22 protein-coding genes and 1 other annotated feature are annotated in these 22,663 nt (G+C 44.2%); of the genes, 12 read left to right on the top strand and 10 right to left on the bottom strand.

The window, feature by feature from the left end:
- The first annotated feature begins 2 nt into the window (after positions 1-2).
- Both ACZ5Q0_RS04160 and ACZ5Q0_RS04155 read left to right on the top strand, forming a co-directional pair.
- The gene (locus ACZ5Q0_RS04160) at positions 3-644 is read left to right on the top strand and encodes an amino acid ABC transporter permease (protein ID WP_447182750.1); all 642 of its coding nucleotides are present in this window, start codon (positions 3-5) and stop codon (positions 642-644) included.
- A gap of 12 nt (positions 645-656) precedes the next feature.
- Positions 657-1,424, top strand: coding sequence for an amino acid ABC transporter ATP-binding protein (locus tag ACZ5Q0_RS04155; RefSeq protein WP_447182749.1), 768 nt, complete (start codon positions 657-659; stop codon positions 1,422-1,424).
- Positions 1,425-1,735: 311 nt separating this feature from the next.
- Here the strand turns inward: ACZ5Q0_RS04155 and ACZ5Q0_RS04150 are convergent, their stop codons facing one another.
- From ACZ5Q0_RS04150 to ACZ5Q0_RS04130, 5 genes are all read right to left on the bottom strand, one after another.
- Positions 1,736-2,581 (bottom strand): IS3 family transposase, encoded by an 846-nt coding sequence (locus ACZ5Q0_RS04150; RefSeq protein WP_464827285.1) that lies wholly within the window; start codon positions 2,579-2,581, stop codon positions 1,736-1,738.
- Between the two features lie 41 nt (positions 2,582-2,622).
- Positions 2,623-3,306, bottom strand: coding sequence for a transposase (locus ACZ5Q0_RS04145; RefSeq protein ID WP_446818359.1), 684 nt, complete (start codon positions 3,304-3,306; stop codon positions 2,623-2,625).
- 166 nt (positions 3,307-3,472) lie between these two features.
- Entirely contained in the window at positions 3,473-3,643 is a 171-nt protein-coding gene (locus ACZ5Q0_RS04140) for a YvrJ family protein (RefSeq protein WP_447182748.1), read from the bottom strand.
- A 164-nt stretch (positions 3,644-3,807) separates the two neighbouring features.
- The gene (locus ACZ5Q0_RS04135) at positions 3,808-4,029 is read right to left on the bottom strand and encodes a DUF2922 domain-containing protein (RefSeq protein WP_447182747.1); all 222 of its coding nucleotides are present in this window, start codon (positions 4,027-4,029) and stop codon (positions 3,808-3,810) included.
- A 40-nt stretch (positions 4,030-4,069) separates the two neighbouring features.
- The gene (locus ACZ5Q0_RS04130) at positions 4,070-4,297 is read right to left on the bottom strand and encodes a DUF1659 domain-containing protein (RefSeq protein WP_446819215.1); all 228 of its coding nucleotides are present in this window, start codon (positions 4,295-4,297) and stop codon (positions 4,070-4,072) included.
- A gap of 278 nt (positions 4,298-4,575) precedes the next feature.
- Between ACZ5Q0_RS04130 and ACZ5Q0_RS04125 the strand changes: the two genes are divergently transcribed.
- A complete protein-coding gene (locus tag ACZ5Q0_RS04125; protein WP_446819216.1) occupies positions 4,576-5,091 on the top strand; it encodes a hypothetical protein in 516 nt (171 codons plus the stop codon).
- A gap of 121 nt (positions 5,092-5,212) precedes the next feature.
- Here the strand turns inward: ACZ5Q0_RS04125 and ACZ5Q0_RS04120 are convergent, their stop codons facing one another.
- The 5 genes from ACZ5Q0_RS04120 to ACZ5Q0_RS04100 all read right to left on the bottom strand — a co-directional run bounded on the left by ACZ5Q0_RS04120 (position 5,213) and on the right by ACZ5Q0_RS04100 (position 9,958).
- Positions 5,213-6,127 carry an MBL fold metallo-hydrolase gene (locus ACZ5Q0_RS04120; RefSeq protein WP_446819217.1) on the bottom strand — a complete coding sequence of 305 codons (915 nt, stop codon included), beginning with the start codon at positions 6,125-6,127 and terminating at the stop codon, positions 5,213-5,215.
- A 176-nt stretch (positions 6,128-6,303) separates the two neighbouring features.
- On the bottom strand, positions 6,304-6,465 hold the full coding sequence (locus ACZ5Q0_RS04115) for a hypothetical protein (protein ID WP_446819218.1): 162 nt from the start codon (positions 6,463-6,465) through the stop codon (positions 6,304-6,306).
- A 210-nt stretch (positions 6,466-6,675) separates the two neighbouring features.
- Entirely contained in the window at positions 6,676-7,239 is a 564-nt protein-coding gene (locus ACZ5Q0_RS04110) for a pyruvate kinase alpha/beta domain-containing protein (RefSeq protein WP_446819219.1), read from the bottom strand.
- Between the two features lie 153 nt (positions 7,240-7,392).
- Positions 7,393-8,739, bottom strand: a complete 1,347-nt coding sequence (locus ACZ5Q0_RS04105) for an alanine/glycine:cation symporter family protein (protein ID WP_446819220.1) — start codon at positions 8,737-8,739, stop codon at positions 7,393-7,395.
- Between the two features lie 133 nt (positions 8,740-8,872).
- Complete coding sequence (locus tag ACZ5Q0_RS04100; protein ID WP_446819221.1) at positions 8,873-9,958, bottom strand: HD-GYP domain-containing protein; 1,086 nt, start codon at positions 9,956-9,958, stop codon at positions 8,873-8,875.
- 230 nt (positions 9,959-10,188) lie between these two features.
- On the opposite strand from ACZ5Q0_RS04100, the gene ACZ5Q0_RS04095 reads away from it, so the two are divergent.
- The 9 genes from ACZ5Q0_RS04095 to leuB all read left to right on the top strand — a co-directional run bounded on the left by ACZ5Q0_RS04095 (position 10,189) and on the right by leuB (position 22,498).
- A complete protein-coding gene (locus ACZ5Q0_RS04095; protein ID WP_446819222.1) occupies positions 10,189-12,195 on the top strand; it encodes a hypothetical protein in 2,007 nt (668 codons plus the stop codon).
- A gap of 55 nt (positions 12,196-12,250) precedes the next feature.
- Positions 12,251-12,498: a binding site (T-box leader), on the top strand.
- Positions 12,499-12,547: 49 nt separating this feature from the next.
- Positions 12,548-14,209 carry a dihydroxy-acid dehydratase gene (gene ilvD, locus ACZ5Q0_RS04090; protein WP_446819223.1) on the top strand — a complete coding sequence of 554 codons (1,662 nt, stop codon included), beginning with the start codon at positions 12,548-12,550 and terminating at the stop codon, positions 14,207-14,209.
- Positions 14,210-14,317: 108 nt separating this feature from the next.
- Complete coding sequence (gene ilvB / locus ACZ5Q0_RS04085; protein ID WP_446819224.1) at positions 14,318-16,006, top strand: biosynthetic-type acetolactate synthase large subunit; 1,689 nt, start codon at positions 14,318-14,320, stop codon at positions 16,004-16,006.
- 4 nt (positions 16,007-16,010) lie between these two features.
- A complete protein-coding gene (ilvN, locus tag ACZ5Q0_RS04080; RefSeq protein ID WP_446819225.1) occupies positions 16,011-16,493 on the top strand; it encodes an acetolactate synthase small subunit in 483 nt (160 codons plus the stop codon).
- 317 nt (positions 16,494-16,810) lie between these two features.
- Positions 16,811-17,824: a ketol-acid reductoisomerase gene (gene ilvC / locus ACZ5Q0_RS04075; protein WP_446819226.1), complete on the top strand. Its 1,014-nt coding sequence runs from the start codon at positions 16,811-16,813 to the stop codon at positions 17,822-17,824.
- Between the two features lie 69 nt (positions 17,825-17,893).
- Positions 17,894-19,456: a 2-isopropylmalate synthase gene (locus ACZ5Q0_RS04070; RefSeq protein WP_446819227.1), complete on the top strand. Its 1,563-nt coding sequence runs from the start codon at positions 17,894-17,896 to the stop codon at positions 19,454-19,456.
- Between the two features lie 5 nt (positions 19,457-19,461).
- Positions 19,462-20,724: a 3-isopropylmalate dehydratase large subunit gene (leuC, locus tag ACZ5Q0_RS04065; protein ID WP_446819228.1), complete on the top strand. Its 1,263-nt coding sequence runs from the start codon at positions 19,462-19,464 to the stop codon at positions 20,722-20,724.
- Positions 20,725-20,755: 31 nt separating this feature from the next.
- Complete coding sequence (leuD, locus tag ACZ5Q0_RS04060; RefSeq protein ID WP_446819229.1) at positions 20,756-21,250, top strand: 3-isopropylmalate dehydratase small subunit; 495 nt, start codon at positions 20,756-20,758, stop codon at positions 21,248-21,250.
- Between the two features lie 171 nt (positions 21,251-21,421).
- Positions 21,422-22,498: a 3-isopropylmalate dehydrogenase gene (gene leuB, locus ACZ5Q0_RS04055; RefSeq protein ID WP_447182746.1), complete on the top strand. Its 1,077-nt coding sequence runs from the start codon at positions 21,422-21,424 to the stop codon at positions 22,496-22,498.
- Positions 22,499-22,663 lie beyond the last annotated feature (165 nt).

Genomic DNA, 22,663 nt, shown 5'->3' with positions numbered 1-22,663 from the left:
CAATGGATTATTTGGCTTCACTTATTCCTTTCATGCTGAAAGGTACCTCAGTAACACTGCGGCTTTTCTTTTTAACTTTGGTTATTTCTCTTCCACTGGGCGTGGTTATGGCCATAGCCCGGATTTCCAAGCTCAAATTACTAAATATATTTATGCAGATCTATATATGGGTGTTCCGGGGAACTCCACTGCTGCTCCAGTTATTATTTATTTATTTCGGCCTGGGTATAGTGGGGATTAAGATTGACCGTTTCCCATCAGCACTTCTAGCTTTTGTTCTTAATTATTCAGCTTATCTGGCGGAAATTTACCGGTCAGGAATTCAATCTATTGATCGCGGACAGTATGAAGCAGCTGATGTATTAGGATTAACTCGTTATCAGACCATGATCAAGATCGTATTACCTCAGATGTTTAAGCGGGTACTGCCTCCCATTAGTAATGAAGTTATCAACTTGATCAAAGATACCGCGCTCATCTATGCTATTGGCATGAGTGAACTGTTAAGGGTGGCGAAAACTGCTTCAGTAAGAGACTTTAACTTTGTGCCCTTCATAGTGGCAGCAGTTTTTTATCTGCTTATGACTGCCTGTATCCAGCAGTTCTTTAAATGGTTGGAAAACAGGTATAACTATTACCGTTAGGAGCGAGTATCCATGTATATACTGCAAGCTTTAGATATTTACAAACGCTTTCACCAAACTGAAGTCCTTAAGGGAATTTCCCTGCAGGTAAAAAAAGGTGAGGTGATAGCTGTTATTGGACCTTCCGGATCAGGAAAAAGTACTTTCCTGCGTTGTTTAAACCGATTGGAAACAGTGGACCGTGGCATGATCGAGATAGAGGGAGAGGTCATGGTTCAAAACGGGCCGGATGGCAAGGCTGTATATGGTAATGAAAAGGAGATTGCTCGTCTCCGCCGGAAAATGGGGATGGTCTTTCAAAGCTTTAACCTTTTTCCCCATATGTCAGTTTTGCAAAACCTGATGCTGGCACCGATGATGGTACAGAATGCCCAGGAAGCTGAGATAGAATCGATGGCCCGGACTTTACTGGATAAAGTAGGATTGGCTCACAAGGCTAACAATTATCCATTTGAGTTATCTGGTGGACAGCAGCAGCGGGTAGCTATCGCTCGTGCACTGGCAATGAATCCCGATATTATGTGTTTTGATGAGCCTACTTCTGCCTTGGATCCTGAGCTTACCGGCGAAGTTTTACGGGTAATGAAAGATCTGGCTATGGAGCATATGACGATGGTGGTAGTAACTCATGAGATCGGCTTTGCCCGTGAAGTAGCCAACCGGGTCATTTTTATGGATGAAGGGGTAATTATTGAACAAGGACCGGCCCAGGAGATTTTGACTAATCCCCGGCATGAACGTACCCAGGCCTTCTTAGGAACAGTATTAATGGCCCGCTAATACTAGTATCTTTTATAGACCTACGCAGTAACTAAAACTAAGGCTAACCTTAATGTGTAGGAAAAGAGGTAAAGGCGAATCAAGAACCGTAATTTATCATTTTACCTCAGACAATACCATTAGAACAAAAACCTATGCTAACCAGAAACTAGAGTCCGGGCTTTTCCGGAACATTCAGGCTAGCCTTAACGTGCCCCCTCATAATTTATGAAGAAAAAACAAATCCCGTACCATGAACTGCTCCCTGTCAAGTAGACAGACGAAAAAAAGAAAACCTTTTACCGGGCTCCGTCAATGACGGGGCTCAGTTTTTAGGCTGCATTTTCAAGCAACTGAGGGTAGGTCATCGGAGGCAGTTTGTTCAGTCTCCTTTGCCGGCGTTCGTAGTTGTAGAAATATATGTAGCTTTCAATAGCCGCTACCAAGCTATCGTAATCCGGGAACTTACCAAGGTAGTACATCTCGCACTTAAGAGTACCCCAGAAACCTTCCATTGGGCCGTTGTCAATGCAGCGGCCGACACGCGACATGCTTTGTTTCATTCCGGCATTATTCAATCTGATCTTGAAATGCTTGCTTGTATATTGAAAACCTCGGTCACTATGAAACAGCGGGTGAGCATCGGGGTATTTAGAAACGGCCAAATCAAAGGTTTCAAACACGAGCTGGTTATTGTTGCTTCGTCCCATGGCGAAAGAGATAATGCTTCTGTCTTTGAGGTCAAGGATTGCGCTCAAATACAATTTTTCATTATTTCCGTACTTGAATTCTGTGACGTCGGTCAGCCATTTCTCGTTAAGCTTTTCTGCTGTGAAATCACGGTTCAAAATATTCTCCGCTGTAACTTCAGGAGTAGACCGCTGGTATTGCGGACGCTTTCTGCGGATGACGGCGTTCAAGTTAACCAGTCGGGTAAGACGATATATACGCTTGTAATTATAACTGGTTTCGTATCTGGCGTTCAGTTCATCTGTCAGTCGCCGATATCCATATATTCCGTTGAATTCAGCGTAGAGATAACCAAGCTTGTGAAGAAGATCTTCGTTCTCATACTCGCGGGCACTCTTGCTGCGGTGGAGCCATTTGTAATAGGATGACCTGTTCAGGTCTAATATCCTGCAAATGTCCTTTACTGGGTATGCTTTATTTCCGTGCAGTTCCTTTACGGTCAGGTAAAGCTTTTCCTGCCGGACCCCGCTCAGCCCCGCCTCCTCTCGATCTCCTGGAGTTTTTTTAACACGGCAATCTCCATTTCTTTATGCTCGTTCTCGGCTTTAAGCATCCTGTTCTCTGCCCGAAGACGCTCAACTTCGGTCATTTCATCCAACGGTTTGCGCTTCCCGCGCTTGTCGATTAGGCCGTCTACGCCCTTTTTCTCATATTTGCATACCCAGCTATATATTTGCTGGTAGGATACCCCATACTTCTCGATTGCTGCACCATAGTCCTTACCATTGGCTATACAGTAGCCGACAATTTCTATCCGCTCCTCCAACGTGGTTAATCGTCCTTTGGTCATATAAATACCTCTCCCTCGGCCCCCGGTGGCCCGAATATCTTTATGACCATTATAATCCGTTATCCAATCCTGGAGTTGCCTTTTGCTACGAATGCTATACCTCTTACATATTTCCAATAAGCTTGCTTCACCCCGTAGGTACGCCTCTACCGCTGCGGTTTTCAGTTCCACGCTGTATCTGGTGTTTGTCTGCTGGGCTGCTAACCCAGACGGGCCCATGGCCTCATAATTGACTATCCATTGACGCAAAGTGGATGGATCTATCCCATATTTGCGCGCTATACTATCCTGACTTCCTTCTCCTTGCTTGTACTTCTCGACGGCTTCAACTTTCTTGCCCCAATCGATCCTACTTCTACCCATAAAAAAACTCCCCTTTGTGTAGTCCTGAATTTTTGTTTTTTCAGGTGTCTACTCAAAGGGGAGCATATCATCACTGTGATACGGGATGCTTTTGGGTATTTAACCAAATATAATTACCTTATTTATAATTTTGTTCTGTTACTGGCCTAGAAAGGAATTCCCAAGTTTAGGATAAACCTGGAAACACCTCCCGGGTTAGTACTAAAACTACCTCCCTCAGGCCGGCAATGGCCCCGGTTAGTTCTTGCAGCCGGCCCTCAATTCTTATAAGCAGATAGGCAGTAACTGCCATAGGAAAGCCCACATTAGCCATCATATTAAGTAAATCCTCCATCATATTCCTCCTTATCTGTACATGAAATTAAGGAAACCATTCTTTGGTTTATTAGAAACAGGAGAAAGAACAAGCCTTCTCCGCTACGTATCTAATCAGGTTAGCAACCGGGTAATTAAAAAGGGACGGCCTGTCGGCCGTCCCCTAAAGCTAGCCACCATTTTTTATTACAGGACCAGGTCGCTAGTTTCCCGCCTAATTATCCGGGCAGCAACCTTAGAAGTTAATTCTCCACCAGCTGGGAAAAAGATGTTGCTGCTGATGACCTGATCCATAGCGAAGGCTACTTCACTACCGGAAACATCCTGACTGACATCATAAATACGGATGCGATGGTTTTTGCCTAATTCAGTACCAAAGTCCATTTCCAGGGTATTTTGAATTGCCAAATTTTAAACCTCCTTTCTATAATTTATAAATGTTTTACTATTAAAGCCCCTCCTGAATCTCTACTATATCCCGGCGCTGTATGGCTAAAACGGTTTTTTCCTGGAGGTTTCCCAGGGCTTGGGCTACAGCGTAGATGTCATCGTTAACAGCGGAAGGTTTAATTTCGTTATAAATGCGGTCTCTGGTTAATTGCTGGCCTGAAGCACCAATTCCGTTATCTAATACCAGGATCAAACCGGTTGCCACTGGCATAGCTGTGGTTGCCAATTAACTCACCTCCTTAATGTTTATTGGTTAGGCCTGACCTGGTTTAAATTTACCGCTTTAAGGCAGGTAGGTAAAAAAGCTGTTACGTAAAAGCAACCTGCGCATTATACGGTCTAATCTTACTCAGGGTATAATAATAAAGAGGAATTTAATTGGCAGCCGCAATTGGGGCCCGGTTTCGCTTTTTGAAATGTTAAGAAATCTAAAGATTATCTAAAAATAGAATTTAAGGTGTAATGATATACTGCCATCAGAAACAAAATAAGGAGGTAGAAAAAATGTCCAAAAAGATACTTAAAGTTGCCATGTTGTTTATACTGGGAGTTTTTATCCTGGGGACTAGCCTGCCGGTTATGGCTGATGTTACCTCTGATACGGGTACTGCCGACCGGGGAAGTGGTTTAGGAATGAGAGCTCAGACTATGGTTAAGGCCTTGTCGGATCTTACTGGTATGGATATTAATGATATCCGGGCGGAAAGACAGGCAGGTAAATCGGTTCTGGATATAGCTCAGGATAAGGGAATTGAGGAACAAGTGTTAAAAGATAAAGTCACTGCAACTAATAAAGCTCGCCTACAAGAAATGCTTAATCAGGGAACTATTACCCAGGATCAGTATGACACCTGTATAAAGCAGATGGAGCAGAGAATCGAAGAGAGATTGGACCGTAAACATGTTGGCGGCTATGGGATGGCTCAAGGTAGAGGAGCTGGGAACAAAGCTGGTCGTGGTCAAGGTTTAGGCTGTGGGCATGGACCTGGAAATGGCTACTGCCTGCAAATTAACAACTAAATCATATACTAAGAAACCCGGTACCCACCGGGTTTCTTAGTTAAAATATCTTCTTAGCAGGGAACAGTAATAAAGGAGTAAGAGGGAGATGAACAGTCCCCCAAGCCTGGATTTCGTAAGTTTAGATGCTTTGATAAAATCCACCTGGCAATTCCGTAATTTGCCCAGTGCGCAACAGGTAACCCAGGTGATTGCGGATAGTCATTTTTTCCCAAAACAGTTCGTATAAGTTGTGGCGTTGTGGCAAAACCAGGTGCTCTTCGGCTAACTGGTCTAGTGTGCGGGGTTTTCTTAGTAGCTCTAGGATACGTGACTGGCGGTCGATAACTACCTGGATATAGTGATCTAATTGCTGATGAAGGTTCTTGTTCTGAATATGGCGGTGGGCGGGAACAATTACGGCCGGGTTCACTTCTTTAATTTTCTTTACAGAATTTATAAGATCTTCTATATCAGCACTATTACTGCTGTACCAAGGTCCGGATGCGACTAGATCAATATCACCACTATACAAGATCCCTTCTTTTTCTAAAAAAAAACCATAATGACCTGCGGTGTGCCCAGGTAAATGTATAGCTACTATTTCCCGGTTGCCTAAATCAATTTTCTGCATGTCCTTAAAAACGCCAGAAGGGTTTAAAAAATGAAAGCCTGGTCTCATTGGAATGTCATCTGATAGCGGGACTACCTTCCCATAACGTTGACGTTCCATTCCAGGCATGAGTTTATTCCAGAGATCGTAACCATGAAAGCTAACATACTCCTGCTCATCTATATAAGTCGGGTATTCTTCTTGACTTACTAAAAGGTCTGCCTGGGGAAACAGGCTGTAACTATGAATGTGATCAAAATGGAAATGGCTAACTAAAGCCAGTTTTACATTTTGTTGGGTTATCCCTGAATAGGCCTGGCGGCCAGCTCCCAAATCAATAACCGCTGGCCGATCAGCCTGCAGGAATATGCTATTGGCATATGGATAACGTGGTTTAGCTGCCGGACAAACTACCCAGGTATTTTGGGCCAAAGGAATAAGCATATATCGGTCCCCTTTAAGGATTCAAAAACATAGATAATATCTTTACGGATAATACCTATGTTTATTTCACCAAAACCCGGATATTAATGAAAATAAGATAAGCGATAATATTAGTAAATTAATAGAGAAAATGGCTCACCTTTCAGGTGAACCATTATACAGGGGTAAGGATGCAATTAATCCATGGGCCCGCCTTCCCAGCGTTGCCTGATCATTCTTAAAGCATAACTACCTACATAAAGACCGTTAATAAATGCTAAAGGAATAGCCATTGTTGACCATGGATCTACTCTCTGTTTTAAATCTTCTTTCCCATCTGTAGTACGATAGCGTGTCACCTATTTATCCCTCCTTCTAAATTTATTTTGGCCGGAGGGATGATAATTACTCAGGTTTTATTTCTCAGCCTTTGTTAGTTAAGGTAGGAAGTACTTTAACCAGGAACAGATAGATAAGTGTTCCTCCTATTAAAAGAATTAACAATAAACTTATCAATTTTACATACATTTTTTCATCACCAATAATAATTTGTGATATAGCGCTGGCTTTTATACGCGGTGCTTATGGCGTGGCATGCAAATTATTTCTTTAATTTGCGTGTCGAAAAAATGGTTAGAATGAGCAGGTTCAATGATTATAGCAGCATCAACTCCCGAAGCACTTCCGCCTATGGAAATAATTTCTTTACTAAAGGGAACCAGTCCGGCATCAAGGGCCATTACGGCGATTTCAACTGCCACTTTTATACCCTGCCCGAAAAGGCGCAGGGTTTGGGCCATGATTTCGGCTGGATAAACACCGCCAAATTGGTTGCGAATAGCACGATCCACACCTGCTAACAGGTGGGTGGTAGTCAACACTTTTACTCCCTTATCTAGTAGGTATTGGCGGGTAGCGGTATCCATTTCATTTTGGCCTGGATCGGTAAACCCGGTGTGGTGAGTGACACATACCAGGTTGGGTACACTTATATCCAGGTCCAAAATTTTCTTAATGGTGTTACCTGTACAAGAAGCCACTACTAAATCAGTTATTTCATTTTGCTGCATTCGGTCTAGAGCCAGCCGGATGGTACCGTCAGTATTATGCTGACCTGCCTGTTCCCAATACATTTAAAATCCCCCTCTTTAATAATCTTTTAAGCATCGGATATAGTAATCTTGTGCTGTTCTATAATATTATAGCGACTTTAATGTACACGTTATTGCTTTACAGGAAGATAGACATTGTCAGGACTGTATCACAAAACTTCGGGATGGAAATTATTATTCCTTCTTTATCCAGCCGGTCTCATAATCTCGTAGTACTGCCATAGCAATACCAGAAAGGCCGAGGACAGCGATAAGGTTAGGTATAATCATTAACCCATTAAAGACATCGGCTAGTTCCCATACTAAGGGAACTTCCAGAGTTGTACCAAATATAACAAACAAGAGTACTAATAACTGAAAAATTCGCAGGGCTTTTTTGCCGAACAGAAAACGCACATTGGATTCGGCAAAAAAGTACCAGCCCAGAATGGTAGAAAAGGCAAAGAAAAACAAAGCTATGGCCAGAAATGAAGGACCGAAGCCAGCACCGAAACCTTGCGCAAAAGCAATTTGAGTTAGCACGGCACCGGTTGATTTAGTATAGTCAGCTCCTGAAACCAGAATTATCAAAGCGGTCATAGTACAGATCAGTGCTGTATCAATAAATACGGCCATCATAGCTACCAGGCCTTGCTGGGCCGGATGTTTGACATCGGCTACAGCGTGGGCATGGGGAGTACTACCCAGACCAGCTTCATTGGAAAAAATGCCGCGGGCTACCCCGTAACGAAAGGCTTCACGAACGCTAACACCTAGAAGACCGCCACCGATAGCCTGGGGATTAAAAGCGGCCACAAAGATAGAGCGAAAGGCTGGTCCGACTTGGTCAAGGTTTAGGAATATAATGACTATTCCCCCCAGGAAATAGAAAAAGGCCATGATCGGTATCAGGTATTGGGTTACCTGGCCAATACGCTTAACTCCACCAATAATTATAGCAGCTACTAGTATGGCAACTAGAAAACCTGCCGCCAGTTTCGGAATACCAAAGGCGGTATTAACTGCTACTGCGATAGAATTAGACTGTACCATATTACCCATAAATCCCAGAGCCAGTATAATAGCTATGGCAAAGAATACGGCCAGCCAATGCTGTCCCAGTCCTTCCGAAATGTAGTAGGCAGGTCCACCTACGACTACTCCTTCCCGGCGGGTGCGAAATTTTTGCGCTAGAACTGCTTCTCCGAAAATAGTAGACATGCCAAAAAAAGCCGAAACCCACATCCAAAAAATAGCTCCGGGACCACCTGAGGCTATAGCAGTTGCGACCCCGGCCAGATTACCAGTTCCCACCTGGGCGGCTATGGAAGTGGTCAGGGCCTGGAATGAAGAAAGTTCGCCTTCCTCATCGGCAGCCTCCTTTTTAAAGGCTCCGCCAAAAACCTGACGATAAGCCTGGCCGAATTTGCGTACCTGTATGAATCGAGTGCGCAAGGTATAATACACCCCGGTACCCAGCAACAGGAATAACATAATCGGCCCCCAAAGAACGTCATTGATTGATTCAGCAATCGATAACATAGGGCAAACCTTCCTTTATTAAAAATATATTTTAGGTTTTGCTTTAAAAGGATCCTTTATGCGCAGGTAGCAGGTGATAAAGGTAATAGAAACCAGCGGCAAAATACCGGTGGCTATAAGGTTAGTATGTATATCAAAATTGATTAAGATCTTCCGCGGTAAGTGTTTTAGAAATCAGGATAGTAGAAAGCTTGGACAGATCTATTTCGTGGGGACGTTGAATTCTGCGGGTATATTTATCATAAACAACCCGTACTATAGGGCGCGTAGGCATTTCCCGGTTAACATCCACCACAATACCTATTTCGCCAGTATTGAGCTCTACTATAGTTCCGATCGGGTAAACAGCGATATTGGCTAACATAGCTTCTATACAGTGAGGATCCAGATGAATGCCGCGCATGCGTTTTATGATGGTTATAGCCTGATTTACTGTATAAGAAGCACGGTAAGGCCGATCGGCCAGCAAGGCATCATAAACATCAGCTACGGCAACGATACGGGCATATTCGTGGATATTGTCCTGAGCCAAGTGCCGGGGATAACCCATACCATCCCAGCGTTCATGGTGCTGAAAGGCTACATGAGCAGAAAGCAGCGGGACATCATCATATTGACGCAGAATTTGAAAACCGTATTCTGCATGCCGCTTAATTTCCTTATACTCGTCTGCAGTAAGATCATCAGGTTTATTGAGGATGGTTTTATTGATTCTGGTTTTACCTATGTCGTGCAGTAAAGCACCTATGCCTAATTCTTTCAACTGAAGATCATGATAACCCAGGACTATTCCGGTCATAATAGCCAGGATACAGACATTGACCGAATGACCAAAAGTGTAGTCATCGAAGGTGCGAATATCAACCAGATTGACCAGGACATTCTGGTCGCTTAAAAGTTCATCTATGATATAATCGACCATAGATTTAACTGCCCTGATATTCAGCTTATGCTGGTGTTCCAGGGCCATAAAATTAGTTTTTACAACTTTGACTGTTTCCAGGCGGGTTTTTTCCGAAACCACATCTTTTATCTGGTCGGTTCCTTCCCAGTTCTCATCCTTGATATAAATTGACAACAAACCCAGGTTGTATAGACGGTTTATATAACTAGCGGTTAGCTCTATTCCGGAATGTAAAAGAACGCGGCCATCACTGTTAAATATGGTTCGTGCTACTATCATTCCTTCTTTAAGATCTTCAACTCTTACTCGATGCACAATATCACCTTGTTGTTATTTACTGACTTCTCCATTTTCTATGATTCGGTAAAAGACTAGTTGTTCCTGCTTATGGGGCTAATTTTTATAAATGTTTCGCAACTTTTCAACTGGAAAATACATATAAGTATAATAAATGGAAAAAACAAACAAGTTCTAGTGTATCTTGATTGCATCTGCCCCTGTAAAAATGGTACATTACAGATAGCTGATAAGGACAGGAGTTAACTATGAAAAAGAAAAAATCGACTTTTCCCCGTGCCATCTTAAAAAAATTCGTAACTGATATTAAAAAACTAATTCTTGATAATGAAGGCCGGATATTTATATTGGAAATATTGGAAGAAATCCCTAGTGATCTTCGTTCGTTGGTGTTAGAAAGTCTTTCATCATTTTACGAACCGGAAATGGTAGATTTTTATCATTTACTTAAGGCTGAGTACGGTAAAGAAGTTGAAACTATATGTGACCGTACCCTGGGAAAGTATAGTATGGCTGGAATGGACACACAACCGCATCCCTTTTTTACCGGGACTTTTTACCGGGCTTACGTAAGTAAAAGCCGCCACACCGGTCGCATTGCTTTAGATATAGCTTGGCATATTGATGAATCAAGTGTACATGTAGAATGCTTTTATTTGGTTTTTAACAGTGATGGTATACACAGCTTTTTTGTTGTAGAAAATATGCCGGTTCGCCAGTTTGATCAAGATCGTGAAAATCTAACCGAAATGATGGAACTGGATTTTAATGAGGTCTGCTTTTTAATATCCCAGGCTTATCGGTTTAATTTAAATAATATGAGCCGTCCGGCTTTAGGACGATTTCTGTACCAGAAGTACCTCAATCATGGATGGGATTTATCGAATGAAATGCAATTGGAGCTTACTCGTAGGCTTTCCAACCGGATGACTCCTCGCCAGGTGGTTAACAGTTTTTTCCATGCCTGGCGGGATCATGATAGTGTTTATATTGATTCCCTAATTGATTGGAATACAGCGGATGTAAAGAAAGTCAAAACAAACATTGACCAGATGTTAACGCCGGGTCTTATCCTGGTCGAAGGTCAAGTAGAAGAAGTATTTGCAGCTCGTACATTTGCCCGGGTCACTAGCCGTACTATTGCTATGGATGAGGGTGAATGCTGCTGGGGGGAATACATTTTTTACCTGACTAAAGATTCTCACTGGGGTTGGCGGTTACGCGATATAGAGTCATTAAGCACTGAATTGCTGAGCTCTATTTCAGAACGTAACCCTTTTAATAACCAGGTTTATGCACGGGTATATGAGATTGTCGACTTAGATGATCTTTTTGAAGCTCTGGACCGCCTGGACAATATTCGTGAGGTAGAAGAATTACCCTATGGTTTGCATATGCGAGTCACCAGTAATAACAATGATCTGACTCAGGGAGTATCTTTACTCACCGGCGTAATGGCAGAGCTGGTGATTAATGCGGATGAATTTGTTATTATTAGCTCCAATTATTCAACCTTGCTTGATTTGCATTATCTGTTACTGGGTGAACCAGGATTACCAGTTGTTTCTCGGGGTGAGTATGAAGTTACCTTAATGACGGTGTATAGTTATCTTAGTGGGCAGTATTTAAATTTTGAAGATCTTCTTTTAGCTCAGGAAGATGATTTAGTTTTCGAAGATGGGATGCGCTTTATCAGTACCCGTTATTTGGTAAAAGACCGGGAGCAGGTCCTTAATCGTTTGCAGGAATTAAAAACTCTGGAACTGGGAATTACTGAGGACTGGCGTATTTTTTATCAAATGGAATCTAACCATGAAACCAGCCAATTCTTAGTAGAGTATATCCTGGGACCGGGATGGGTTACCCTGTCTACTTTTGGGGAACACGACATGATTAAAGCCCGTCAGGTATTTGAGAAATCCATGCAGGATTGTCTGGAGTTTGATGGTATGGAGGTTCGGGAGGAGGGCCTGTTTGCTATACTTACTACGGAGGTAAAACGGGAGCATCCTAATCTGGAAAACAACCTTAAAAAGATGTACCTCAATAAGTGGTATCATTCTGAACTGGTTGGTTTACGCGGTATGAGCCCATCGGAGGCATCAAAAACGGAAGAGGGTAGTCGTCTCTTATGGGCTATGTATAAAAAAATTAAGAAGAAGGAAAATAATCGGTTTTACCAGGGTCACCCCAATCGTATTCAACTTAGAGAGTATATCCGTACGGTGGAACGAAAAAAAGAAGGCCAACAATAAATATCTGTATTGACAGCGACCCGGCCTTTCAATATACTTTATAGATAATATACTTAAATCGGCAATGAAGGGAAACAACAGGGGAATTACTTGATCACAGAGAACCGGGTTAGCTGAAAGCCGGTATCAATATTCCTTATGGACATCATCCCGGAGCTGCTATCTGAACGGCGATATAGCTTAGTAGGTGGTGCCGGACGAACCAGTCCGTTATCAAGTCGGCATGACTAATCATGCTGTAAGTGGTCGTACTAGGTATGACAAACAGGGTGGTACCGCGGGAAAAAACCTCTCGTCCCTGATGGGGCGAGAGGTTTTTTGTATTCTTTTTTAGGCACAGGGAGGGATTGTTTTGCGAAGTGATCTAGTCAAAAAAGGACTGGAAAAGGCTCCCCATAGATCATTATTTAAAGCACTAGGTTTTACAGACGAAGAGATGGAACAACCTTTGATAGGTATAGTAAATTCCTTTAATGAAATTGTTCCTGGACATATGAATCTGGACAAAATAGCCCAGGCGGTAAAGGCCGGGGTGCGCTTAGCAGGTGGAACACCAGTTGAGTTTAATACTATCGGCGTTTGTGACGGTATTGCGATGAATCATGTGGGCATGAAGTATTCCCTTAGCAGCCGGGAGCTAATCGCTGATACTATCGAAATAATGACTACTGCCCATGCTTTAGATGGGCTAGTCTTTATACCCAACTGCGACAAAATAGTGCCTGGTATGTTGATGGCAGCCGCCCGGCTTAATCTCCCCTCCATATTTATTAGTGGCGGGCCGATGCTGGCCGGGACGGTAAATGGTCGCAAAGCTAGCCTTAGCCAGGTGTTTGAAGGTGTGGGCGCGGCAGCAGCTGGCAAGATGTCACTGGAGGAATTGCAAGCTTTAGAGGAGAATGCCTGTCCTTCCTGTGGATCATGTGCCGGTATGTTTACTGCCAATTCTATGAATTGTCTTACTGAGGGAATGGGTTTGGCGCTTCCGGGTAATGGAACCATACCTGCAGTTTATTCGGAAAGAATCCGGCTGGCTAAAAAGGCTGGCATGAAGATCATGGAATTGCTGGGAAAAGATATCCGCGTTAAAGACATCCTTACAAAGGAGGCCCTTTATAATGCTATCCGTCTAGATATGGCCATCGGCTGTTCTACTAATTCTGTGCTTCATTTACTGGCGGTGGCTCATGAGGTCGGCCTTAATATTAATCTGAATGTTTTTAATGACATAAGTGCTTCAACTCCCCACCTGTGTAAGATTAGCCCGGCAGGATTCCATCATATGGAGGATTTATACCAGGCAGGGGGAATTCAGGCCCTGCTTAATGAATTGAATAAAAAAGGTCTTATTAATTTAGATTGCCTGACGGTAACTGGCCAAACGGTGGGGGAAAATATTATTACTACCCCTGTAGTTGATTACGAAGTAATCAGGCCGGTTGATAACCCCCATAGTGAAAGTGGTGGTCTGGCCATTCTATTTGGTAACCTGGCCCCGGAGGGTGCCGTGGTTAAAAAAGGTGCCGTAGCTGAGGAAATGATGCAGCACCAGGGCCCGGCCCGGGTGTTTGACTCGGAAGAGGAGGCAGTTGAGGCTATTCTTAATGGGCGTATTAAATCAGGAGATGTAATCGTCATACGCTATGAAGGACCCCGGGGAGGTCCTGGGATGAGGGAAATGCTAACTCCTACTTCAGCTGTTGCTGGGATGGGACTAGACCGGGAAGTTGCCCTCATAACTGATGGACGCTTTTCTGGAGCTACTCGAGGAGCTTCTATAGGACACGTGTCCCCTGAAGCTGCTGCTGGAGGGATCATTGCTTTAGTAGAAGAGGGTGACCTTATACGTATTGATATACCTGCCTGCCGACTAGAACTACTAGTTGATGAAGTTGATCTGCAGGCCAGAAGAAGTCATTGGTCTGAACCCGAACTCCGAATTAGAAGCGGGTATATGAAACGATATGCAAAGATGGTGCAATCAGCCAGCACCGGGGCAGTATTTAAAGACTAAACCGGTGTACTATATCCCTAAAGGGTTATGGAGAGCGGGCCATCAAGCCCGCTTTTCGTTTATAAAAAACTGTTTTAAATCATGTGTAAAATTGGTGGAGGTGATTGGATGAGATTGCGCGGCGCAGACATTTTATTGCGGTGCCTGCAGGAAGAGGGGGTAGACACCATCTTCGGATATCCAGGTGGAGCGGTGTTACCGATCTATGATGCACTTTATAACTCAGATATCGAACATATTCTCACCCGGCACGAACAGGGGGCTGTCCACGCAGCCGATGGCTATGCCCGGGCTACCGGGAAGGTGGGAGTATGTATTGCCACTTCAGGTCCGGGGGCAACTAACCTGGTGACGGGGATAGCTACTGCCTATATGGATTCTGTCCCTATGGTTTGTTTTACTGGTCAGGTAGCCACCTCTTTGATTGGCCGGGATGCCTTTCAGGAGGCAGATATAACCGGGATAACCCTGCCGATAACTAAACATAACTATTTGATTGAAAAAACGGAAGATGTGGCCCGGGTAGTCAGGGAAGCCTTCTATATTGCCCGTACCAACCGGCCGGGGCCAGTTGTGGTTGATCTACCCAAAGATGTTATGGAGCGGGAGATTGAGTATGAGCCATCCGTAGAAAAAGAAGATATTAACATCCGGGGCTACCGGGTTATGAAAGGGTTTAATACTGGCCAGGTCATTACAGCAGTAGAGTTGATAAAACAGTCTAGTAAGCCGGTGATTTATGCCGGGGGTGGTGTTATTGCTGCTAATGCCTCCCGTGAATTAGCCCACCTAGCTGAAAGAAGGAAAATTCCGGTAACTACTACATTAATGGGGATAGGTAGTTTCCCGGCCAGCCATTATTTATCACTGGGCATGCTGGGGATGCATGGCACCCGCTATGCTAACTATGCCATCGGGGAGTGCGATCTGCTAGTGGCAGTTGGGGTCCGTTTTGATGACCGGGTTACCGGTAAGATAGAGGCATTTGCTCCCCACGCCCGGGTGATTCACATAGATATTGATGCAGCTGAAATAGGCAAAAATGTAGGGGTAGAAATACCCATAGTCGGAAATGTTTGCGAGGTTTTGCAGGCCATTAATGACCGGCTGCCCGAGGTGGAAGAACTGGGAGAATGGCATGCTACTATCGACCGGTGGAAAGATGAATTCCCCTTACGTTATGAAACCATAAGTGAAGGATCATTGATGCCCCAGCATATTGTGGAAAAGATCTACGCCATAACTAAAGGCGAGGCCATTATCACTACTGAAGTAGGTCAAAACCAGATGTGGGCTGCTCAATATTACAAATGTAAATATCCCCGTTACTTTTTAACCTCAGGAGGATTAGGAACGATGGGGTTTGGATTTCCGGCTGCCATTGGGGCGAAAGTAGGCCGGCCGGATGCGACGGTTATAGATATTGCTGGTGATGGGAGTATCCAGATGAATATTCAGGAACTGGCTACGGCTGTTCAGTACCAGCTACCGGTTATTATTTGTATCCTTAATAACCAATACCTGGGAATGGTGCGTCAGTGGCAGAGCCTTTTCTACGAAGGGCGTTATTCTTATACTGATATGGCCCATCAGCCGGATTTTGTTCGCCTAGCTGAAGCCTACGGGGCGGTGGGTATTCGAGTAAACACTATGGCAGAGGTTGACCAGGCCCTGGCCCAGGCCCTGGAGGTTAAAGACAGACCGGTAGTTATAGATTTCAGGGTAGAACGGGAGGCCAATGTTTATCCCATGGTTCCCCCGGGGGCTTCCTTATTAAATATGCTGGGAGGTGACTGATTTTATGAAGCATACCCTGTCAGTAACAGTAGAAAATAAACCCGGTGTTTTAACCCGGGTAACCACCCTGTTCCGCCGCCGGGGCTATAACATTGACAGCCTGGCTGTAGGTGCTACGGAAAACCCGAGTATTTCACGTATGACCATAGTAGTTGAAGGTGACGACCGGGTCATAGAACAGGTCACCAAGCAGTTGTATAAGCTGGTCGATGTTATTAAGGTTGTGGATATTACCGGACAGCGCTATGTGGAACGAGAACTGGTATTAGTAAAAGTAAAAGCGGACAATAATATCCGGGCTGAAATCGTACAAATTGTAGATATTTTCAGAGCACGTATAGTAGATATAGGAAGAAACTCCTTAATAATTGAAGCCACTGGTGATTCGGGCAAAATCGATGCCATTGAAGATTCTTTAAAACCATTTGGCATTATTGAGCTGGTTAGAACTGGTAAAATAGCTATGGTTCGGGGAGGAAAATCATAGTTTATAGGAAGGTTATTTTAAAAAACAGATTTTGAGGAATATTACGAGTATATCTCTAAACTTTAGGAATGGGGAGCTTGTACTTCAACTAAACAAATGTTTAGATAAGTTAACATTAGCTTATAAGCCTAACCCTAAACAAATGTTTAGACAAGTAAACATTAGCTTATAAGTCCAACCCTGGGGACGCTGGGACAGCTGGTAGTGGAGTTTTGCTATCAACTAAGGTACGGCAGGAGGTAGAGATGGCTCTTGCGAACTAACGGATGTTTCCTATGCTTGTGGACTTGATAGCATAAAAATAAGGAGGAATTAGTATGGCGAAGATGTTTTATGATGCGGATGCCAATCTAGATCTTTTAAAGGGAAAAACTATTGCAGTATTAGGATTTGGATCACAGGGGCATGCCCAGGCCCAAAACCTGCATGAAAGCGGGTTAAAAGTAGTAGTTGGATTACGTAAACCTTTCGATGAAGCCAGCGAGAAAGAATGGAATGCGGTAATTGCTGCCGGAATTACTCCTATGACTGTAGCGGAAGCTGTTCAGGCAGCGGAAGTTATCCAGGTTTTATTGCCGGACGAAGTCCAGGCTCGGGTATACCAGGAGGAAATTAAGCCTTACCTGCAGGAAGGGAATGCACTAGGTTTTTCCCATGGATTTAACATACACTTTGGGCAGATCGTTCCTCCTGCTAATATTGATGTTTTCATGATTGCCCCTAAGAGTCCAGGACATCTGGTGCGGCGTATGTACCAGAAGGGTGCTGGAGTTCCGGCTCTAGTAGCAGTCGAACAGGATTATACCGGTCAGACCCGGGATTTGGCTCTGGCTTATGCCTGTGGTATTGGATGTACCCGTGCGGGAGTTATTGAGACTACTTTTAGAGAGGAAACAGAGACCGATCTGTTTGGAGAGCAGTGTGTACTATGTGGTGGGGTAACCGAGCTGGTTAAGGCTGGTTTTGAAACTCTGGTTGAGGCCGGTTATCAGCCTGAGATTGCCTATTTCGAATGTATGCATGAACTTAAACTGATCGTGGATTTAATGTATGAAGGCGGCATGGGCTATATGCGTTATTCCATCAGTGATACGGCTGAATTCGGAGACTACACCGTAGGTCCCAAGGTCATTGGTGAAGAAGCTCGCTATGCCATGTATGAAGCTTTACAAGATATTCAGGAAGGCCGCTTTGCTAAGGACTGGCTCCTGGAAAACCAGGTAGGACGTCCTCAGTTTAATGCCTTACGCAGGCAAAACCGGGAGCATCTTATCGAAGAAGTGGGATCAGAATTACGGGCTATGATGCCTTGGTTAAAAGAAAGTAAATAGTTTTTAGTTGGCGGAGTGGGCTGTAAAGCTTTCCTCCGCCTGTAATAAAATGGTGCTGGAGGGTTAGATATGGACAGGAATCGTATTTATTTATTTGATACCACCTTGCGCGATGGAGAACAGTCTCCCGGGGTTAGTTTAAATCTAGATGAAAAGCTGGAGATTGCTCAGCAGCTAAATCGTTTAGGAGTAGATGTCATCGAGGCCGGGTTCCCGATTGCCTCCCCGGGTGATTTTGCAGGGGTACAAAAGATAGCGCGCCATGTAAAGGGACCGGTGATTGCTGCTTTAAGCCGGGCCAACCGCCGGGATATAGACCGGGCCTGGGAAGCAATATGTGAGGCGGAATCGCCCCGTATTCACACTTTCCTGGCTACATCTGATATTCATCTCCAGTACAAACTACAAAAGTCCCGTGAAGAGGCTCTGGTGCAGGCGGTAGAGGCGGTTAAATATGCTAAGAAGTATTGTAGTGATGTGGAGTTTTCCGCTGAAGATGCTTCCCGCAGTGATATGGATTTCCTGGTAGAGGTGGTTGAAAAGGTTATTGAAGCCGGAGCCACGGTGGTGAATCTGCCTGATACGGTTGGATATGCAGTTCCCGAGGAGTTTGGAAAGTTTATCCGTACTATCATGGAAAGGGTGCCTAATGTAGATAAGGCCATTATTAGTGTGCATTGTCATGATGATCTAGGTATGGCGGTAACTAATTCTTTGGCCGGGATAATGAACGGAGCCCGTCAGGTGGAATGTGCTGTCAATGGAATTGGTGAGCGGGCTGGTAATGCCTCACTGGAAGAGATTATTATGGCTTTATATACCCGTCGATCCTTTTACGAAAAAGCAGTTGCTGTAAACTACGAGGAAATTTATCGCACTAGTCGTTTAGTAAGTAGTTTAACCGGGATGGTTATTCAACCCAATAAGGCTATTGTAGGAAAGAATGCCTTTGCCCATGAGTCAGGTATTCACCAGGATGGGGTATTAAAAGAGAGATCTACTTATGAAATTATGAGTCCAGAATTGATCGGTTTATCCCGCAGTAATCTAGTTTTGGGTAAACATTCAGGTCGTCATGCCTTTAATGAAAGGCTTCAGGAGCTGGGGTATACCCTGAATGAAGAAGAATTAGATCGCGCTTTTAACAGTTTTAAGGAATTGGCTGACAAGAAAAAAGAGGTAACTAATGACGATCTGGAAGCTCTAATCAAAGACCAGGTTTGGGCGGTTCCGGAAAGATTTAAACTTACTTACCTGCATATTTCCAGTGGTACCAGTATTGTTCCTACAGCTACCGTGAAACTGGCTATAGAGAATATGGTATTTGAGGCGGCGGCTACCGGGGATGGTCCAGTTGATGCAGCCTGTCATGCGGTAGATAAAATTACTGATATTTATGGGAAAATGCATGATTATAAACTGGTTGCTGTCAGCGGTGGTAAAGATGCTTTAGGAGAGGTAATCTCCCACATAGAAATAGAAGGGGAAAAATTTAACGGCCGTGGTTTGAGCACTGATATTATTGAAGCCAGTGTTAAATCTTATATAAATGCTATTAATAAGTATTACTATGAGCAACAGCGACATGCCGGGCTCAACCAGCCGGAACCATCAGGTGAAGAGAGGAGTTAGATTTTATGGGAATGACAATCAGTCAGAAGATTATGGCCTTTCATGCCGGCAAAGATTACGTAGAACCCGGAGAGTTGGTTAATTGTAAAGTAGATGTGGTTTTAGGTAATGATGTGACTGCTCCAGTAGCTATCTTTGAATTTAATAAACTCAACCTGGATCAGGTTTTTGATAAAGATAAGGTGGTGCTGGTTCCAGATCACTTTACTCCTAATAAAGATATAAAATCCGCCGAGCAGGCTAAAGTTGTCAGGGATTTTGCCCGCCAATTTGGCATTACTAATTACTTTGAGGTGGGGCAGATGGGGATTGAACACTGCCTCTTACCAGAGCAGGGTCTAGTTCTACCAGGAGACCTTATCATTGGAGCTGATTCCCATACTTGTACTTATGGGGCACTGGGGGCTTTTTCTACCGGGGTAGGCTCTACGGATATGGCGGCTGCCATGGCTACTGGTGAAGCCTGGTTTAAGGTACCGGAGTCGATTAAATTTGTCTATTACGGACAGCTCCCTCAGTGGGTTAGTGGAAAGGATCTCATCCTGCATACCATTGGTGATATCGGGGTAGATGGTGCCCGTTATATGTCCATGGAGTTCACTGGGGAGGTGATTGAGCACCTGTCCATAGACGGGCGTTTCACCATGGCTAATATGGCTATAGAGGCCGGGGGGAAAAATGGCATTATTGCTCCTGATGATATTACCCTGGCTTATGTCAAACAGAGGGCTAAACGTCCCTTTAATATATATAAATCCGATGAAGATGCTCATTATTATGAAGTTAGGGAATATGATGTTTCCAGACTGGAACCAGTAGTAGCTTTTCCGCATCTACCGGAAAACACCCGCCCGGTAAGTGTGGCAGCCGGAGTTTCCCTGGATCAGGTGGTGATTGGTTCCTGTACCAATGGACGTATTGAAGACCTTCATATTGCTGCTTCTATTTTAAAAGGGAGAAAGGTGCACCCGGAAATAAGGGTGATCGTATTTCCGGGTACCCAGCAAATTTATCTGGAAGCCATGCGCCGCGGTTATATTGAAACCTTTATTGAAGCCGGGGTGGCTGTTAGTACTCCTACCTGCGGCCCCTGCCTGGGAGGACATATGGGAATTCTGGCCAAAGGGGAGAGAGCCTTGGCTACCACTAACCGTAACTTTGTAGGGCGCATGGGACATCCGGAAAGTGAAGTATACCTATCTAGTCCGGCTGTTGCTGCTGCCAGTGCTTTGACTGGCAAGATTACTCCGCCCTGGGAGGTAGTTTAAACCGGGAAAATACAGCAAAGGGGAGTTAAATATGAAACTCACTGGTAAAGTGCATAAATTCGGTGCCGACATTGATACTGATGCTATTATTCCGGCCCGTTATCTAAATACATTTGATCCGGCTGAACTGGCTAAACATTGTATGGAAGATGCTGATGCCAGTTTCCCTGCCCGGGTACAAAAAGGTGATATTATCCTGGCGGATAAAAATTTTGGATGCGGCAGTTCACGGGAACATGCTCCTATTGCTATTCAGGGAGCCGGGGTGTCATGTGTTATAGCCCGGTCTTTTGCCCGTATATTTTACCGCAATAGTATTAATATAGGATTACCTATCCTGGAATGTAATGAAGCATATGAAGGGATAGAACAAGGGGATCAGGTAGAGGTAGACTTGGATACTGGTAAAATTGTTAATCTAAGAACGGGGCAACAATTTCAGGCTATTCCCTTCCCGGAATTTATGCAGTCTATTATGGCCCGGGGGGGACTTATCAACTATGTCAAAGACCAGGTCAAGAAATAGCCGACTGGTTATGAAAACCAGTTATGAACAAGATATATTCTAATACAACCATATAAGGTAAGGGTCTACTTGGTCAGGCATATCAGGTAGAGATAAACGGTTTATTAGATCGTACCTGTACCTGCTGTTTATAGATAATTTATAAGTCTTATTTATAGAAAGGGTGGGAAAATGTACCGTATTGCTGTACTCCCCGGAGATGGAATCGGGGTAGAAATTGTACCCCAGGCTATTAAAAGCCTGCAGGCTATTGGCGATAAATTTGGGCACCAGTTTAATTTTAGTGAAGCATTGATAGGGGGGGCGGCTTATGATGCTGTAGGGCACCCTCTCCCTGAAGCAACCTTAGATTTGTGCCGCTCCTCAGATGCAGTTTTATTGGGGGCTATTGGAGGACCTAAATGGGATGATCTGCCGGTTCACCTGCGTCCGGAAGCAGGTGCCTTGCTGCCGATCCGTAAGGAACTGGCCCTGTATGCCAACCTCCGGTTATGTACTTTATTCCCTGGACTACTGCATGCCTCCACCTTAAAAGAGGATGTATTGCAAGATGTAGATATACTGGTGATCCGGGAGTTGACCGGCGGTTTATATTTTGGAGACAAGAGCCGGGAAAAAACTCCTGATGGAGGCGAAAAGGCTACTGATGTATTGACTTATTCCACTTTAGAAATAGAAAGAATTGTGCGTTTTGCCTACCAGGCAGCCCGTCAGCGCAGCAAAAGGCTTTGTTCAGTAGATAAAGCTAATGTTTTAGAAAGTTCCCGTCTATGGAGAGAAACCGTACAAAAGCTGGCTTTAGAATACCCGGATGTAGAGACCGTCCATATGTATGTAGATAATTGTTCCATGCAGCTTATTCGCAATCCCAGGCAGTTTGATGTAATCGTTACTGAGAATATGTTTGGCGATATACTTACTGATGAGGCATCTATGCTAACCGGTTCTATTGGCATGCTGCCCAGTGCCTCTATAGGTGGGGAAGTCGGGCTTTATGAACCGGCTCATGGGAGTGCACCTGATATAGCTGGACAAAATAAGGCCAATCCCCTGGCAACTATACTGTCTGCGGCTATGCTCTTGCGCTACTCTTTGCAGTTGGAGAAGGAAGCCCGGGTAGTGGAAGAAGCGGTAAGAAAAGTCTTACAGGAAGATTACCGTACTCCTGATCTGGCTGAACCGGGTAAAAAAGTACTGGGGACTGCCGAAATGGGTGATCTGGTAGCCAAAACCATACGGGAAATTTAACCAGATTATTTTTAAAATAGCCTTTGTTATCACTTTTCACATTGCCTGACGATCCTTTTGACAGATTTTCTGGGATAGAACCAAACTAAACTTTTGTTTAGGAGTCTTTACAAAAGTTTAGGGCGTTGTGATTAGCTTAAAAATATACCTTTAAGGGAACGAAAA

The sequence above is a fragment of the Syntrophomonas erecta subsp. sporosyntropha genome (genome assembly GCF_055395365.1).
Note: the sequence above shows the minus strand (reverse complement) of the source record. Positions and strands in the feature narration are given on the sequence as shown.

Excerpts from the sequence above, each read along its gene's own strand:
- ACZ5Q0_RS04160 (WP_447182750.1), top strand. The coding sequence starts at position 3 with ATGGATTATTTGGCTTCACTTATTCCTTTCATGCTGAAAGGTACCTCA.
- ACZ5Q0_RS04155 (WP_447182749.1), top strand. The coding sequence starts at position 657 with ATGTATATACTGCAAGCTTTAGATATTTACAAACGCTTTCACCAAACT.
- ACZ5Q0_RS04145 (WP_446818359.1), bottom strand. The coding sequence starts at position 3,306 with ATGGGTAGAAGTAGGATCGATTGGGGCAAGAAAGTTGAAGCCGTCGAG.
- ACZ5Q0_RS04140 (WP_447182748.1), bottom strand. The coding sequence starts at position 3,643 with ATGATGGAGGATTTACTTAATATGATGGCTAATGTGGGCTTTCCTATG.
- ACZ5Q0_RS04125 (WP_446819216.1), top strand. The coding sequence starts at position 4,576 with ATGTCCAAAAAGATACTTAAAGTTGCCATGTTGTTTATACTGGGAGTT.
- ACZ5Q0_RS04120 (WP_446819217.1), bottom strand. The coding sequence starts at position 6,127 with ATGCTTATTCCTTTGGCCCAAAATACCTGGGTAGTTTGTCCGGCAGCT.
- ACZ5Q0_RS04110 (WP_446819219.1), bottom strand. The coding sequence starts at position 7,239 with ATGTATTGGGAACAGGCAGGTCAGCATAATACTGACGGTACCATCCGG.
- ACZ5Q0_RS04105 (WP_446819220.1), bottom strand. The coding sequence starts at position 8,739 with ATGTTATCGATTGCTGAATCAATCAATGACGTTCTTTGGGGGCCGATT.
- ACZ5Q0_RS04095 (WP_446819222.1), top strand. The coding sequence starts at position 10,189 with ATGAAAAAGAAAAAATCGACTTTTCCCCGTGCCATCTTAAAAAAATTC.
- ilvB (WP_446819224.1), top strand. The coding sequence starts at position 14,318 with ATGAGATTGCGCGGCGCAGACATTTTATTGCGGTGCCTGCAGGAAGAG.
- ilvN (WP_446819225.1), top strand. The coding sequence starts at position 16,011 with ATGAAGCATACCCTGTCAGTAACAGTAGAAAATAAACCCGGTGTTTTA.
- ilvC (WP_446819226.1), top strand. The coding sequence starts at position 16,811 with ATGGCGAAGATGTTTTATGATGCGGATGCCAATCTAGATCTTTTAAAG.
- ACZ5Q0_RS04070 (WP_446819227.1), top strand. The coding sequence starts at position 17,894 with ATGGACAGGAATCGTATTTATTTATTTGATACCACCTTGCGCGATGGA.
- leuC (WP_446819228.1), top strand. The coding sequence starts at position 19,462 with ATGGGAATGACAATCAGTCAGAAGATTATGGCCTTTCATGCCGGCAAA.
- leuD (WP_446819229.1), top strand. The coding sequence starts at position 20,756 with ATGAAACTCACTGGTAAAGTGCATAAATTCGGTGCCGACATTGATACT.
- leuB (WP_447182746.1), top strand. The coding sequence starts at position 21,422 with ATGTACCGTATTGCTGTACTCCCCGGAGATGGAATCGGGGTAGAAATT.